This is a genomic window from Bacillus sp. Bvel1, assembly GCF_014872755.1.
Taxonomy (GTDB): domain Bacteria; phylum Bacillota; class Bacilli; order Bacillales; family Bacillaceae; genus Bacillus; species Bacillus velezensis.
On sequence record NZ_JAAOBZ010000008.1, the window covers coordinates 120,060 to 134,459 of the forward strand.

Annotated in this window: 16 protein-coding genes; 4 read left to right on the forward strand and 12 right to left on the reverse strand. The window is 47.0% G+C overall.

Annotated features, from left to right (window positions below):
• Window positions 1-11: 11 nt before the first annotated feature.
• Both HAP68_RS14895 and HAP68_RS14900 read right to left on the reverse strand, forming a co-directional pair.
• Window positions 12-347: an uberolysin/carnocyclin family circular bacteriocin gene (locus HAP68_RS14895; protein ID WP_003151973.1), complete on the reverse strand. Its 336-nt coding sequence runs from the start codon at window positions 345-347 to the stop codon at window positions 12-14.
• Between the two features lie 67 nt (window positions 348-414).
• Window positions 415-987 carry a hypothetical protein gene (locus HAP68_RS14900; protein WP_014305740.1) on the reverse strand — a complete coding sequence of 191 codons (573 nt, stop codon included), beginning with the start codon at window positions 985-987 and terminating at the stop codon, window positions 415-417.
• Window positions 988-1,367: 380 nt separating this feature from the next.
• Here HAP68_RS14900 and HAP68_RS14905 point away from each other — a divergent pair, with 380 nt between their 5' ends.
• Together HAP68_RS14905 and HAP68_RS14910 are read left to right on the forward strand one after the other, a co-directional pair.
• On the forward strand, window positions 1,368-1,694 hold the full coding sequence (locus tag HAP68_RS14905; RefSeq protein ID WP_223203802.1) for a MerR family transcriptional regulator: 327 nt from the start codon (window positions 1,368-1,370) through the stop codon (window positions 1,692-1,694).
• Window positions 1,695-1,733: 39 nt separating this feature from the next.
• Window positions 1,734-2,495, forward strand: coding sequence for an SDR family oxidoreductase (locus tag HAP68_RS14910; protein WP_014305743.1), 762 nt, complete (start codon window positions 1,734-1,736; stop codon window positions 2,493-2,495).
• Between the two features lie 142 nt (window positions 2,496-2,637).
• On the opposite strand, the gene HAP68_RS14915 is transcribed toward HAP68_RS14910, so the two are convergent.
• The 4 genes from HAP68_RS14915 to HAP68_RS14930 form a co-directional block, all read right to left on the reverse strand.
• On the reverse strand, window positions 2,638-3,000 hold the full coding sequence (locus HAP68_RS14915) for a HesB/IscA family protein (RefSeq protein ID WP_003151967.1): 363 nt from the start codon (window positions 2,998-3,000) through the stop codon (window positions 2,638-2,640).
• A 77-nt stretch (window positions 3,001-3,077) separates the two neighbouring features.
• Complete coding sequence (gene dapF, locus HAP68_RS14920; protein ID WP_014305744.1) at window positions 3,078-3,932, reverse strand: diaminopimelate epimerase; 855 nt, start codon at window positions 3,930-3,932, stop codon at window positions 3,078-3,080.
• 123 nt (window positions 3,933-4,055) lie between these two features.
• The gene (locus HAP68_RS14925) at window positions 4,056-5,273 is read right to left on the reverse strand and encodes a NupC/NupG family nucleoside CNT transporter (protein ID WP_024085753.1); all 1,218 of its coding nucleotides are present in this window, start codon (window positions 5,271-5,273) and stop codon (window positions 4,056-4,058) included.
• A 133-nt stretch (window positions 5,274-5,406) separates the two neighbouring features.
• Window positions 5,407-5,643 (reverse strand): YuzB family protein, encoded by a 237-nt coding sequence (locus HAP68_RS14930; protein ID WP_007408721.1) that lies wholly within the window; start codon window positions 5,641-5,643, stop codon window positions 5,407-5,409.
• A 266-nt stretch (window positions 5,644-5,909) separates the two neighbouring features.
• On the opposite strand from HAP68_RS14930, the gene HAP68_RS14935 reads away from it, so the two are divergent.
• On the forward strand, window positions 5,910-6,977 hold the full coding sequence (locus HAP68_RS14935) for an NAD(P)/FAD-dependent oxidoreductase (protein WP_003151959.1): 1,068 nt from the start codon (window positions 5,910-5,912) through the stop codon (window positions 6,975-6,977).
• Between the two features lie 37 nt (window positions 6,978-7,014).
• On the opposite strand, the gene HAP68_RS14940 is transcribed toward HAP68_RS14935, so the two are convergent.
• Window positions 7,015-7,341 (reverse strand): YuzD family protein, encoded by a 327-nt coding sequence (locus tag HAP68_RS14940; RefSeq protein WP_003151957.1) that lies wholly within the window; start codon window positions 7,339-7,341, stop codon window positions 7,015-7,017.
• Window positions 7,342-7,420: 79 nt separating this feature from the next.
• On the opposite strand from HAP68_RS14940, the gene HAP68_RS14945 reads away from it, so the two are divergent.
• Window positions 7,421-7,756: a NifU family protein gene (locus HAP68_RS14945; protein ID WP_169510385.1), complete on the forward strand. Its 336-nt coding sequence runs from the start codon at window positions 7,421-7,423 to the stop codon at window positions 7,754-7,756.
• A 40-nt stretch (window positions 7,757-7,796) separates the two neighbouring features.
• On the opposite strand, the gene HAP68_RS14950 is transcribed toward HAP68_RS14945, so the two are convergent.
• From HAP68_RS14950 to cotNH, 5 genes are all read right to left on the reverse strand, one after another.
• Window positions 7,797-9,773 carry a S9 family peptidase gene (locus HAP68_RS14950; RefSeq protein WP_003151941.1) on the reverse strand — a complete coding sequence of 659 codons (1,977 nt, stop codon included), beginning with the start codon at window positions 9,771-9,773 and terminating at the stop codon, window positions 7,797-7,799.
• Window positions 9,774-9,876: 103 nt separating this feature from the next.
• Complete coding sequence (gene thrB, locus HAP68_RS14955) at window positions 9,877-10,806, reverse strand: homoserine kinase (protein WP_003151940.1); 930 nt, start codon at window positions 10,804-10,806, stop codon at window positions 9,877-9,879.
• Window positions 10,803-11,861, reverse strand: coding sequence for a threonine synthase (gene thrC / locus HAP68_RS14960; protein WP_015387765.1), 1,059 nt, complete (start codon window positions 11,859-11,861; stop codon window positions 10,803-10,805). Before thrC ends, thrB begins: the two co-directional genes overlap by 4 nt.
• On the reverse strand, window positions 11,861-13,162 hold the full coding sequence (locus tag HAP68_RS14965; RefSeq protein WP_003151938.1) for a homoserine dehydrogenase: 1,302 nt from the start codon (window positions 13,160-13,162) through the stop codon (window positions 11,861-11,863). Before HAP68_RS14965 ends, thrC begins: the two co-directional genes overlap by 1 nt.
• A gap of 201 nt (window positions 13,163-13,363) precedes the next feature.
• Window positions 13,364-14,380: a spore coat-associated protein CotNH gene (gene cotNH / locus HAP68_RS14970; protein ID WP_031306537.1), complete on the reverse strand. Its 1,017-nt coding sequence runs from the start codon at window positions 14,378-14,380 to the stop codon at window positions 13,364-13,366.
• Window positions 14,381-14,400 lie beyond the last annotated feature (20 nt).

Genomic DNA, 14,400 nt, shown 5'->3' on the forward strand with positions numbered 1-14,400 from the left:
ATTGGTCGATTTTACCAAGCAGCTGCGTATTTTTTGCCGTATTTCTTAATCATTGTTTTTGCTGTTGCAACGATTGCATAAGAAATCGCGCCTGCGCCTGTAACGATACCGATGAGAGAAATGATAGAAGCAATTGTTGATGCCGCATCAATAATATCAATTGCTTTTTTAGCTGCTGCTGTAGAGATGCCCAGAGTCGAAGCTAATTCAGCATTGGCTGAGAATGCATGAGCCGCCGCCACGTTTAATTCAGTTCCCGTTAATAATAGTGCATAAACCAATGTTGCTGCAGCAAGAGCCGCGCCAAACAAAATGAAAGACTTTTTATTAGATTTTACTAAGTTCATCATAACATCTCCCTACTCTGTTTTTTTAATTTATAATAAAATTCAGCTTAATTGACTCTCTCCCGAGCTAAATTTTATCCGCCATAAAATAATTAAAGAAAATAGTAAAGAGTTTTAATAAAACAAAACATCCAGTCAAAATGATTCTCTTGCCTTTACTGAGATCGGTCAGTTTTCCTGCGGCAGCATAAAGAGCCGCAATTGATATGAGCAGAAATGGATCCAGCAGCTGCAGACTCAAGCTGGTGCCGCCGGCAGAATATATAAGCGAGGAATCAGCCGTTAAGTAGTTAACAACTGAAAGAATCAACATTTTAAATGCCGAAATTAAAGAAGTCAGTGTATATAGAAGCAAATATATTTTTTTCGGTTTTTTTGTACCGAGAATAAAAGCGGCAACGAATAACAGAAATCCGCCTATCAGAATTTCCACAAAAGTTGTAAAGATCATAAACCCTTGCAGAAACATGACAATCGTACGAACACTTTTCTCCCCGATATCGTAGGTACTTTCTCCGACGGAAGAATAATACGACTGCAGAACTTTATCGGAAATACTGAATTGGAAGAGTAATGAACAGATCAAAATGATGAAAAAAGAACTTAAAAATATTTTTTTATTGCTCAATTGACCTATCATATTATCATCCTTTTCTTACAAAATAAATTAACTATTCTATACTTTTACAATTTAGTTTATTCCTATCAAAAAATCAATATCCTTTCGAAAAATATGACTTTAGAACGTGTTGACTAAGAGCACATCTTTCAGATTTTTTGATTCTATATACCCTTTATTTTTTTCCGAATTTGCAAATAGTATGATTTGAACCGTTGATTTGAGGATTTTTGTGAAGGCCGTCACTCCTAAACCTATTGAAAATCTGCCCATTTCCTTTTGTGACATATGTCTGAATTCATCACATTTTTTTTATTGACTTAAAACATGGTTTAAGTCGTATCATCACCCAGTGACAAGGAAAAAATACTGTTGGAGGTCTTTCGAAGACATGTTGTTCAATTCGTGAAGCAGCAGCAAAGTGTAATATGACAGAATCAACGTTACGTTATTATGAAAAAAAGGGACTGCTGCCGCTGATTGAACGTGATGAAGCCAGACGGCGGTTATTTTCAGAAGATCAAATGCCGCTCCTTGAAATCGTGATTTGTTTAAAAAATACCCGCATGACCATCAAAGGCTTTAAGCAATATATTGATTGGGTAATTGAAGGAGAGAGTCCTATTAAACTCCGGCTTGACATGATGAGGAGACACAAGCGGTCAGTACTGGATGAAATGTCGTCAATGACAAAGGCTTATATCAAAAGCTCTGTTCAAGAGACGTAAGTTTGTTGAAGTAAAAACAATCGGAAAAGAGGAGTTAATATGAAACTGACGGGAAATACAATACTGATCACAGGCGGAAATGCCGGAATAGGATTGGCTTTCGCAGAACGGTTTTTAAAAGCGGGAAATAAAGTCATCGTGACCGGACGGCGTGAGCACGCTCTTCAAAAAGCAAAGGAAACATTCCCGGATCTTATTACCTATGTCAGTGATTTGAGCATTCCATCTGAACGTGTATCACTGTTTGATTGGGTGAAAGAAAATTATCCGGAAGTGAATGTGTTAGTAAACAACGCGGGGATTCAACATCGTTTTCATGTGCTGAAAGCGGATGCGAAGGACAATTGGGACTATTTTAATAAAGAAATCACAACGAACATTGAAGCTCCCTTCCACCTGTCTATGCTGTTCGCTCCGTTTTTTGCCGGAAAAGAAGATGCGGCTGTCATTAACGTCTCTTCGGGATTGGCTTTTACACCGCTTGCCATTGCACCGATCTATTCAGCAACGAAAGCGGCGCTTCATTCATTTACAATGAGTCTGAGACATCAGCTTTCTGATTCATCTGTAGAAGTGATTGAAGTTGCGCCTCCGGCGGTGAATACAGATTTAGGCGGAGCAGGGCTGCATACTCAAGGAGAACCGCTGGATGAATTCGCTGATGGGATTTTTAAAGGACTGAAAGAGGGCAAACTAGAAATCGGATACGGTTCTTCAGCGGAACGGCTGCGCATGTCCCGGGATAAAGCCGATGAACATACGGCAAATATGTACAATGCGATGAAACATACAATTGAATAACCTCTTTGAAAAAGCAAAACCCGCTTCTGTTGAGCGGGTTTTGCTTTTATTAAACAGATAAACGCCTTTTTTAACAATGGTGCAAGCGCCATCGAAAAGAAAGACGTCCTATTTTTTCATCCTGAGAATGGCGGGCTGACCCTTAGCACTCTTCCGGCGTGCCGGCGTTTTTGGCCGTGCGGAAAGAAGATCCGCAGCCGCAGGAAGCGATGGCATTCGGGTTGTCAATGGTGAAACCGCCGCCCATCATGGACTGTTTGAAGTCAATGATCGTGCCGGTCATAATATCAAGGCTTTCGCTGTCAACCAAAACGGTGATTCCGTGCTGTTCAAACATGCTGTCTTTTTCGCCTTTTTCGTGCTCAAATCCCATTCCGTAAGACAGGCCGCTGCAGCCGCCGCCTTTTACGCCCACACGGAGAAACGCGTTTTCTTCTTCATGCTCTTTCATCATATCTTTTATATGCAAAGCCGCTGCTTCAGTAATAGTTACTGGAACACTCATAGGTAGACCTCCTTTTTTAAAAACGGATGCTGATATCTATTATAAACCTTGAGGAGCGTATTTCTCAAACGAGCTGTTTACAAATAATAGACGCCGCTGCATACGGTTTCGGCGGGTCCCGTCATCAGCACGTGCCCGTTGTCCTGCCAATTAATCACAAGATCGCCCCCCGCTAAATGAACGGTGATATCCCGGTTTCGTTCGGAAACACCGTTCAATACGGATGCAACAGCCGCCGCACAGGCGCCCGTTCCGCAAGCCTGTGTAATGCCGGAGCCGCGTTCCCATACGCGGAAATGAAGTTCATCGGCGCTGACGGTTTCCACAAATTCGACATTGACGCCTTCCGGAAATCTCGGGTCTTTTTCAATGACGGGACCGAGCGTTGTAAGAGGCGCTTGATTAATATCCGCAACCGGAAAAACAATATGGGGGTTTCCCATTGATACGGCTGTTCCGGAAAGCTCCGTTTCTCCAAAAACAAAGGTTTCATCGATCGTCCGTTCATCTTCATTGCCGTGCATCGGCAGCTCTTTTTTGGTGAGGCGCGGTTCGCCCATATCGACGGCGACTTCACGCACAATCCCGTTTTCTTCCGTAATATCTGCTTTCACAAGGCCTGAAAGCGTCTCAATGAAAAAGGACGTTTCTTCTGTCAGCTTATGTTCGTATGCATACTTTGCCACACAGCGAAGGCCGTTGCCGCAATTTTTCCCTTCTGAGCCGTCATTATTAAAAATCCGCATTTTGACCGGCGCTTTTTCTGACGGACAGATGAGGATCATTCCGTCAGAGCCGATGCCCGTGTGAATGCTGGACACTTTAACGGCAATCTCAGCCAGCCGTTCTTCCGGCAGCTGTTCTTCAAATTGATTTACATATATATAACTGTTTCCAAGACCGTGCATCTTGGTAAAACGGAATGAATTCATATCGGCCTCCAACTTTTTTTCTTTTACTTAGTATAAAAGCTCTTCCCCTCGGACACAATACAAATATCCCCCGTTTTTCATACATAAAAGCTCCCTGCATATGCAGGGAGCTTTTATCGTTTACTAAATAAACATGCCGGCAATCGCCGCGCTGAGAAGGTTTGCGAGTGTTCCCGCAATAACCGCTCTTAATCCGAGGCGCGCAATGTCCGAACGGCGGCTTGGGGCCAAACCGCCCAGTGTGCCGAGCATAATCGCAATCGAAGAGAAGTTGGCAAATCCGCACAGCGCAAAGCTGATAATCGTAGACGTTTTTTTAGAAAAGTCCGCAATATGCGGACCGAAGTTTGAATAAGCGACAAACTCATTCAGCACAAGTTTCTGTCCGATATAGCTTCCCGCTCCGAGCGCCTCATGCCAAGGAACGCCGATTACAAATGCGATCGGTGAAAACACGTAACCGAGAATGGATTCTAATGTAATATGTTTGAAACCGAACCAGCCGCCGATTCCGCCGAGAATTCCGTTCACTACGGCGATGAGCGCGACAAACGCAAGAAGCATGGCGCCGACATTCAGAGCAATCTGAAGGCCCGTGGACGCGCCTTTTGCCGCTGCATCAATCACATTAGCGGCGCCTTCGCCTTCTTCGTCCATATTAAAATCGCCTTTTATCGTCTGCGTTTTTTCTGTTTCAGGTATTAACATTTTTCCGAACACGAGACCGGCGGGAGCCGCCATAAAGCTGGCCGCCAGCAGATATTCAATCGGAATGCCTAACAGGGCGTAACCGAAAAGCGTAGAACCCGCTACAGCCGAAAGGCCGCTCGTCATAATCGTAAACAGCTCGGAACGGGTCAATCCCGCAATCAGCGGTTTAATGGCAAGCGGTGATTCAGACTGTCCGACAAAAATATTCGCAGCCGCCGCAAGCGATTCCGTTCTGCTTGTCCCAAGAAGTTTTGACAGTCCGCCTCCGATGACGCGAAAGATGAGCTGCATGATTTTCAAGTGATACAAAACGGCAATCAGCGCTGAGAAAAAGATAATGACCGGCAGAACGCTCAGCGCGAAAGCCGGGCTGCTGCCCACTTTTAACAGCGGGCCAAAAATAAAGCTGATGCCTTCGTTCGCATAATCAATGAGAAGCTGCACACGGCTTGAGAACCATAAAAATACGGCCCGGCCGGCGTCCCACTTTAATACGATGAATCCGAAGGCCATTTGTAAACATAAACCGACAATGACGGTTCGCAGGTTAATTTTGCTTTTCTTCTCTGATAACAAAAAAGCAATGGCTAATATAGCAACTGCCCCGAGCAGCCCCCAAACGATATTCAATGAATCCACCTCTAAAATTTTATTTAAAAAAAGTCTTTATTAAGATAACAATATTTATTTTTGCTGTCTACAAATTTTTTATTTTGCCAAAACCCGGGCGCAATAAAAAAGAGACCCCGTTCGGAGCCTCTGATTAAAACATCGGATTTTCTTCTATGAATGTATATATGTTGTCAACCAACTCAGCAGGCGTGCCCCCCGTGACCACTTCGCCGTTAACCAGGGCGAACAGGGACTCCATGCATTTTCCGCAGTAGCTTAAACAGCCGTACTCAAGCACGTCCAAGTTCGGATCCTTCTCTAAGATCTCAAGTGCTTCCTGGGAACCGCGCGCTAAATTGCTGACACAGAATTCAATCATCGGATTCATGCGGTTTCACCTCACATATGTACCTTATCCTAACGGAATTTCCTCTATTCGTCAAAGATCCGGTTTCACGCTCAATGTTATCGTAACATATTAATTCGGGTTAAAGGTTTTACTATTGCGTGTTTTCCGGTCAATTTGTAGGTTATTTTAAAACTATTATTGTGGTTTTAGATCAAATTCGATATAATTCTAGATGTTATTTTACATAGTTCGTTATTTTGTAACAATATTGACTACCATATTTTTCGGGCAAAAGGGGAATCATTATGAAAAAATTGGTCTTGATCGGCGGGGGTTACGGAAACATGCGGGTGCTGCACCGCTTACTGCCGAACCAGCTTCCGTCAGATGTATCCATCACGCTGATTGACAGAAACCCGTATCACTGCTTAAAAACAGAATATTATGCGCTCGCAGCCGGCACGATTTCTGATCATCATATCAGGGTGTCTTTTCCTGAGCATCCGAATCTGGATGTTCAGTACGGTGAGGTGGCTTCCATCGACACGAAAAACAAACAGGTTCTGTTTCATGACCGCGAACCGATTTCTTACGATGACGCGGTGATCGGACTGGGCTGTGAGGATAAGTATCATAACGTGCCCGGCGCGCCGGAACATACTTACAGCATTCAGACCATTGATCAGTCACGCGAAGCCTATCAAAAGCTGAACAACCTCGGCGCCAATGCATCTGTCGCTATCGTCGGAGCGGGATTAAGCGGCGTGGAGCTTGCCAGTGAATTAAGAGAGAGCCGTGACGATCTGAAGATTATGTTATTTGACCGGGGCGACCTGATTTTATCAAGCTTTCCGAAAAGACTCAGCAAGTACGTTCAGAAATGGTTTGAAGAACACGGCGTCACCATTATCAACAATGCGAATATTACAAAAGTGGAAGACGGCATCGTTTATAATCATGATGAAGGAATACCGGCCGATGCCATCGTGTGGACGGCGGGAATTCAGCCGAATAAAGCCGTCAGAGAACTGGATGCTGAAAAAGACCCGCAAGGCCGCATCGTTTTAACACCGCATCACAACCTTCCGGGCGATGAGCATGTTTACGTCGTCGGTGATTGCGCGAGCCTGCCGCATGCGCCGAGCGCCCAGCTGGCTGAAGCGCAGGCGGAACAAATTGTGCAGATCCTCCTGAAACGCTGGAACAATGAAGAGCTGCCGGAAACAATGCCGCAATTTAAGCTGAAAGGCGTCCTCGGTTCACTCGGAAAAAAAGCGGGCTTCGGTCTTGTCAACGACCGTCCGCTCATCGGGCGTGTGCCCCGTTTATTAAAATCAGGCCTTTTATGGATGTACAAGCATCATAACGGCTGATAAGAAAAAAGCCGCTGATTGCGATCAGCGGCCATTTTTAAGAGCCCGCAACATAGCCGCGCTTTTCCATTTCTTCATATATATCTTTTAAATGCGGATTCCCTTCCCCCACAATGACATCCTCCACCAGCACGAGCGGATAGAAAAATTCATCGTTCTTGATGCGCTCCGCAAGCTCTTCTGTCTCCTTTTGCTGAGGCGGTGCCTCAATATCAATATACCGCATGTTAAAAGGCTGCTCCGGGTATTTCCGTTTCAGCGCCGCCTCCAGCCATTCAAACGTATCTTTGGCGCTCGGCATATTCACGCAGCTTGCGCAAAGCGTTTCAGCGCCGTAAACACTGAGCGTAACCGGCTTTGTCATGTATATCATCCCCTTTACACCAGTATACAAAGGACGGGGCAGCTTTTGTATAAAAAACGGTTTTTATGTTCAAGTTTAAATATGCTATAATGGAGAAAGCAGCTTTGCAAACCAAACATTAGATTTTTACCGTTACTGTGAATATAATGGTTTTATGTATATGAAAGGAGCGAATCTCATGACTGAGGTTGAAATGAAAGAGCAAGTACAGGAAGTATTGGATAAATTACGTCCGTTTCTGCTTCGTGACGGCGGTGACTGTGAGCTTGTTGATGTAGACGAAGGCATTGTAAAGCTTCGCCTCCTTGGCGCATGCGGCAGCTGCCCAAGTTCAACGATTACGCTGAAAGCCGGAATTGAACGCGCCCTTCTTGAAGAAGTACCGGGTGTCGTTGAAGTAGAACAAGTATTTTAATTATAAAACCAGGCTGCATGACAGCCTGGTTTTTTTATTTTTACAAATAGTCATCAAACCATGAACAAATATAACGGATGCGTTTCATCCGCTGTTCGGGATGGCCGCTTCTCGACAGCTCATGCGTAGCTTTCGGAAATCGGATGAACGACGTCGTTTTGTTCAGTTTCTTCAACGCGGTAAAGAGCTGCTCCGCCTGCTCTATCGGACAGCGGTCATCTCGCTCACCGTGCAGGATCAAAAGCGGCGTCGAAACGCGGGATGCATATTTTACAGGAGAACGATCCCAAAGCTTATCCGCTTCCTCAAACAAATCATGTCCGAGCTGCCAGTCGGTAAAAAAGAAGCCGATATCGCTGACACCGTGGAAGCTGAACCAATTTGAAATGGAGCGCTGCGTGACGGCTGCTTTAAAACGGCCTGTCTGTCCGACAATCCAATTCGTCATAAACCCTCCGTAGCTTCCGCCCGTCACACCGAGACGGCCGCTGTCTAAAAACGGATACGCCTGAACGGCTTCATCCACCGCCTGCATGACATCACGGTAATCTCCGCCTCCGTAATCACCCCTGACACGATTGACAAAATCCTGTCCGTAGCCGTGGCTTCCTCTCGGGTTGACATACACGACAGCATATCCTTGTGCGGCCAGCACTTGGAATTCGTGAAAATACGTATGGCCGTACATCATGTGAGGCCCGCCGTGTATGTATAGAATGAGGGGATATGTTTGATCCTCTTCAAAAACGGCAGGCTTTAAAAACCAGCCGTTTACCGTCAGCCCGTCCTTTGTTTCATATTGCAGCTTTTCCGGCACGGATATGATACGCTCCTCTATAAACCGATCATTGTAAAATGTCAATTGCCTCTCTTCCCCATTTTCAAGTGAAATGCTGTAAAGCTCGGAAGGCTGTGCGGGTTTGGCAATGACAGCGATACAGCTTTTCTGATCAGGATGAAAAGCAAAACCGTTCACGTACTCTTCTTCTAATCGGATCGGATATACGAGGCCGTCAATCGAGATATAATAAATACCGGTGCTTCCCTGCTCGCTCCCGAGAACGTAAAAGCCCTGCCCGTCGTTTGTCCATACCGGCCGGGGCGTCACTCCTCCTATGATTGAATCCGCAATCAGCGCATCGCTCAAATGAACATCCAGCATGTCGGTCAGGCAGGACAGCCGCTCAGTTTTCACGTCGTACAGCCACGCTTTCTCTAAAGTCGCATTGCGAAATTCATTCTCATGGCCCAGCATCGCGATATAAGAACCGTCCGGTGAAAACACGCAGGAACCGAAAGAACCGCGGTGCGGCGTAATCTGCTTCAGGCTTCCGTCCGCCAGATTCATCAGATAGACATCGCTCGGCTTTCCGGCGTCACCCGGCTCGCATAAATTGGCGGTAAACGCAAGCTGCCTGCCATCCGGTGAAAAGGCCGCGCCATAATGATCAGCTTCATGATCTGTCAGCTGCTGAATCTCCCCCGTTTCAAGATGAATCAGCACAAGCTGTGTCCGGCTTCCGTTCAGCAGGCCCTTCCCGTCACGTTTATATGTTAATGATTGAATCTCAACCGGCTCATACTCGTCATGCTTCTTTTTTTCTTTCTCATCGGCGCGCTCCGCTGATGTCAGACTGACGGACACAAGCACGGATCTGCCGTCGGGCGCCCATATCGGATCTGATACGCCCCAAGGAATATCGGCAGCCTGTTCCGCCTCTCCGCCGGCAGCGTCGATGATGTACAGCTGAGGGATGCCGTCCTCCCTGTCAGAAACAAAGGCGAGGCGCCGACCGTCAGGCGACCACCGCGGACTTGTATGTTTATCGTCCCCGAAAGTCCACGGGTTTGAGATGCCGGATTCTGTGTCATATACCATAATAGCTGAGGAATAGGAATCCCGCTTATGATTGACTGTTGTCCGGACGTAAGCGGCTCTTCTGCCGTCAGGGGCATATTGCGGGTCTGTCACGGATACGAGAGACGCAATGTCCTCCTCGGTTATGAGTTTTTTCAAATCGTTTCTCCTCCTTTTCTTTTTTATTTCGCTTCCCTAAATAAAAATCCTTCTCCAGAAAAAGAAAACGTCCTTCTCTGATGGGAAGAACGCTTTTTTATCATTATACACTTTTCACCTGTTCTAAAGGATTCCGTTCAATTACGCTTCCTTCTGACGGGACGGTAAGCGCCGCAATCTCACAGTGAGGGAAATGCTCAGAAAGCTGTTTTCTCAGCTCTTCTCCCTTTCCTTTTTCAATCAGGACAAGAATCGTCGGTCCCGCTCCGCTCAGCGCCGTTCCGTAAGCGCCTTTCATTTCGGCCGCGTGTTCCACCTTTGAAAGCTCAGGAACAAGCATGGCGCGGTACGGCTGATGGAGGATGTCTTTTCTCATCATTTTCCCGGCGAGCGCCCAGTCATTTGACATGATCGCAGCAACGAGAAGGTTGCTGACGGCGCTTGCTTTAACGGCGCGTCGGTACGGCAGCTCTTTCGGGAGCACGTCTCTTGCGTCCCTGGTCAGAACTTCGTAAAACGGAATCACTGCCACAACATCGATATCCGCTTCGGCAACACGCACGATATGTGTTTCATCTTCTTCGTGAAGGCCGATTACAAGCCCTCCTGCAAGGGAAGCAGCGGCATTATCAGGGTGCCCCTCTTCAAGACTGGCTAAGTGCAGCTTGTCGCTTTCCGACAGCTGCAGGCCGCATAACTCATCCGCAAGCTCAATGGCGGCGACGATAGCGGCCGCGCTGCTTCCGAGACCCCGCGCAAGGGGGATGTCACTCCAAACTTTGACATGGGCGGGCGGCAGCTCTTTCTGATAGCGGTCAGCCGTCCGTTTGGCGACTTGGTAGATGAGGTTGTCCGTTCCTTGAGGGATGCCCGCGACAGTTTCGGTTTCCGCCGAGAACTGCCATTCATCGTTTCGGAAAACCGAAAGCTTCAAATATCTGCTGAGCGCCATTCCGATGGAATCAAACCCAGGTCCTAAGTTGGCGGTGCTTCCCGGAACCGTAATGGAAAACAGCATCTCCGCCTCATTCATACACGCGCCGCTCCATTTAAGTATTCCAGAATACTGTCCTCATCTGTCGGCAGCGTGATCGGTTTTATGTCAGATACGTCCACAGCCGTATTCGGATCTTTCAGGCCGTTTCCGGTCAAGACTGCGACAACCTTGCTTCCTTTTGGAATTTCACCGGATTTCACCTGTTTTAAAACACCGGCGATGGATGCACAGGAGCCCGGCTCGGCAAATACGCCTTCTTCACGGGCAATCAGCTGATAAGCGTGAAGGATTTCTCCATCTGTGACTTCATCAATTTTTCCGGCTGATTCTTCCGCAGCGAGCACGGCTTTGTCCCAGCTGGCGGGATTCCCGATCCGGATTGCCGTCGCAACGGTTTCTGGATTTTTAATGACTTCGCCGCGGACGATAGCCGCAGAACCTTCCGCTTCAAAACCGCGCATCTTCGGAAGTCCGGTGCCGTTTTTCTCATGATATTCTTTGAACCCTTTCCAGTAGGCCGTGATATTCCCGGCATTTCCTACCGGGATCGCCAGAATGTCCGGCGCTTCGCCGAGCTGTTCGCATACTTCAAAGGCCGCTGTTTTTTGCCCTTCAATCCGGTAAGGGTTTACTGAATTCACTAATGCAATCGGTGATTTTTCACAAATCGACCGGACGATGGCCAGCGCGTCGTCAAAGTTTCCGTCAATCGCGATGATTTCCGCACCGTACATGACGGCCTGCGCAAGCTTTCCGAAGGCGATTTTCCCGTCCGGGATGATGACGATGCATTTCATGCCGGCTCTCGCCGCGTATGCGGCAGCCGCAGCGGATGTGTTGCCTGTTGAGGCGCACATGATGGTATCATTGCCTTCTTCTTTCGCTTTGGCGACCGCCATGACCATGCCGCGGTCTTTAAAGGATCCCGTCGGATTAACGCCCTCTGTTTTCACATGCAGTTCAATTCCGAGCTTTTCAGAAAGCTTCGGGAGGTGAATCAGCGGCGTGTTGCCTTCATGCAATGTCAGGGCCGGCGTCCGATCCGTCACCGGCAGAAATTCTTTATATTGATGGATGAGTCCTTTCCACATTAGCTCCAACCGTTCCCTTCTACACGATATGTGCTTTTTACTTCTTGTACAACTTCTAGATCATTTAAGTTTTGCAGAATGTCACTGAAATCTTCTTCCGATGTATGATGCGTGACGATGACGATTTCCGCGAGATCGTCATGTCCTTTGATCGGCAGCTGCAGAATTTTTTCAAAGCTGACGCCGCGCTCTGAGAAGGCCGATGTGATTTTTGAAAAAGAGCCCACCTGGTCTTTGACATGAATTCTTAAAAACTGCTGGGCGTAGATATCAGACGGCTGCTTCAGATTTCTTTCAAATTGCGGGGCGACAAAGCTGTTTCCGTTTACGCCGAGACGCATGTTTTTCATGACCGCGACCAGATCGGAAACGACTGATGTCGCAGTCGGCATGCTTCCGGCTCCGGGGCCGTAAAACATCGTTTCGCCTACGGCTTCTCCGTACACGTAAACGGCATTAAACTCGTTATGCACGGCAGAGAGCGGATGATGATCCGGGAGCAGTGTCGGCTGAACGCTGACTTCGATTTTATTGTCATCACGCTGGGCGATGCCGATCAGCTTCATCGTATAGCCGAGCCGTTTGCTGAAGCTGATGTCTTCATCCGTAATCCGGGAAATTCCTTTTACCTTGACATCGTCCAGATCGACGTTCATAGAGAAGCCGAGACGGGCTAAAATCGCCATCTTGCGTGCGGCATCGAGTCCTTCTACATCGGCGGTCGGGTCCGCTTCCGCGAATCCGAGATCCTGCGCTTCCTTCAGCACTTCTTCATACGGGCTTTTTTCTTTAATCATTTTCGTTAAGATGAAGTTCGTCGTTCCGTTGACGATTCCCATCATTTTTGTGATCCGGTCAGAGGAAAGGCCTTCTTCGAGCGTGCGTAAAATCGGGATTCCGCCGGCGACACTCGCTTCGTAATACAAGTCACAGCCATTTTCCTTTGCGGCGGCTAAAAGCTCTGACCCGTATACGGCGATCAGATCTTTATTTGCGGTCACAACATGTTTTTTCGCTTTCAAGGCATCAAGAAGATATTGCTTCGTCTGTTCAACACCGCCGATGACTTCAATAATCACGTCGACCTCAGGGTCATCGATCACATCATAGACTTCTGTCGTCAGCACTTCTTTCGGCAGGTCTGCGTCTCGTTTTTTATCAATATCTTTAACCAGCACTTTTTTAATCGTCACCGGACAGCCGACCTGGTGCATAAGCTTATCCTGATGATCTTGTATAATTTTGACGACTCCGCTTCCCACGGTTCCCAGTCCTAACAGTCCAATACGAATCGCTTCCAAAGAGAAACTCCACCTTTCTTCCTTTTGTCCACTAGAAAAGGACAATTGTTAACCCTTCACAGACATTTAAGTTACAAATATTATATAAGCCCGTATTTGTTTTGACAAGCGGCTGAATATTGTTTCTACGGCCATGAAAACGCTTAACACATTGATATGACAAGATTCCTTATTTTCTAAATATTTTTACGTTATATTTTCTTACGAACTGATTCCTTTTCCGAGCCACGCCACAGGCGGGACAAAAACCTGCGCCGACCTGACATTCATCATGTCGTGACATGTCTGTAAAAACTGTTCATAGCGGGTGCAGTCGGCAAGAATGTAGTCAAGCTGCTCTTCGTAAAACTGTTTTTCAGAATCATGAGAAATGTAATAGCTCTCCACCGTCTCAAAGAAATGAAGCGGAAACAGCAGGCGGCTGTAAAACAGGCGCTTGGAAAAGGAGGATAACGGCGTAACTTGCTCATATTCCTGCAAAAACAAAAACCCTTCGTTAAGCAAGTCGTCACGATGATACAAATATGTGCTGCGCATATATTCCGCAATATCACGGGCGGCATGGTCGAATACCCAATCTCCCGGAATGCGGATCAATGATTCCTCCGACCAGGTATCCCGTTCCATCCGCTGATGGCAGATTGTCCCCGAGTCTTCTGCGCCGGGATTGTCATCCAGCTCCGTATCCACTAAATATTGAATCGCATTTTCCGCTAAGCCTGAATAATAAGGAAATGCTTCGATCATTTTCTTTTCGAACGGTTCAAGCGGAGACATATGAATTTTCTGCATCCAGAATGATTCCAGCTGATCCACCCGTTTTCCCCATAAGTCCTTCCATTGGCCGATCCTGCCCGCTTCTTTCACTTCGTACGGAAAACCCCGCCCTTTTCTGTGAAATTCGGCAAGCTCCCCTCCGACAGAGAACGACCGGTTTGCGACGGGGATCGGCGCTTTTAAGAGCGCATACGTTTTGCCTTCGTCCTCAAAGGTCAGTTCTCCTTCCTTCGTAAAGATAAACACTGAAACGTATGGGTCACTTTGTTCTTGTAAATACTGACTCATGTAGTAAAGCTCCGTCAGCTCTGATTGCGAAAACCCGGAAACGGGAATAATAAGAAAGAAGGAATTAGGCGTCTGGAAGCATTGGTATTTCTGATAAACGGAAAGCTGTCTGACGTGGATGCCGTACTTTTCTTTAATGATGCTTTTCATCATAATCACCTGCCTGAAAAATT

Bases quoted from the DNA above. Each gene is read 5' to 3' on its own strand.
- HAP68_RS14910 (WP_014305743.1), top strand. From the start codon at position 1,734: ATGAAACTGACGGGAAATACAATACTGATCACAGGCGGAAATGCCGGA.
- dapF (WP_014305744.1), bottom strand. From the start codon at position 3,932: ATGAATTCATTCCGTTTTACCAAGATGCACGGTCTTGGAAACAGTTAT.
- HAP68_RS14895 (WP_003151973.1), bottom strand. From the start codon at position 347: ATGAACTTAGTAAAATCTAATAAAAAGTCTTTCATTTTGTTTGGCGCG.
- HAP68_RS14930 (WP_007408721.1), bottom strand. From the start codon at position 5,643: ATGAATCCGATGATTGAATTCTGTGTCAGCAATTTAGCGCGCGGTTCC.
- HAP68_RS14935 (WP_003151959.1), top strand. From the start codon at position 5,910: ATGAAAAAATTGGTCTTGATCGGCGGGGGTTACGGAAACATGCGGGTG.
- HAP68_RS14915 (WP_003151967.1), bottom strand. From the start codon at position 3,000: ATGAGTGTTCCAGTAACTATTACTGAAGCAGCGGCTTTGCATATAAAA.
- HAP68_RS14940 (WP_003151957.1), bottom strand. From the start codon at position 7,341: ATGACAAAGCCGGTTACGCTCAGTGTTTACGGCGCTGAAACGCTTTGC.
- thrB (WP_003151940.1), bottom strand. From the start codon at position 10,806: ATGAATGAGGCGGAGATGCTGTTTTCCATTACGGTTCCGGGAAGCACC.
- cotNH (WP_031306537.1), bottom strand. From the start codon at position 14,380: ATGATGAAAAGCATCATTAAAGAAAAGTACGGCATCCACGTCAGACAG.
- thrC (WP_015387765.1), bottom strand. From the start codon at position 11,861: ATGTGGAAAGGACTCATCCATCAATATAAAGAATTTCTGCCGGTGACG.
- HAP68_RS14900 (WP_014305740.1), bottom strand. From the start codon at position 987: ATGATAGGTCAATTGAGCAATAAAAAAATATTTTTAAGTTCTTTTTTC.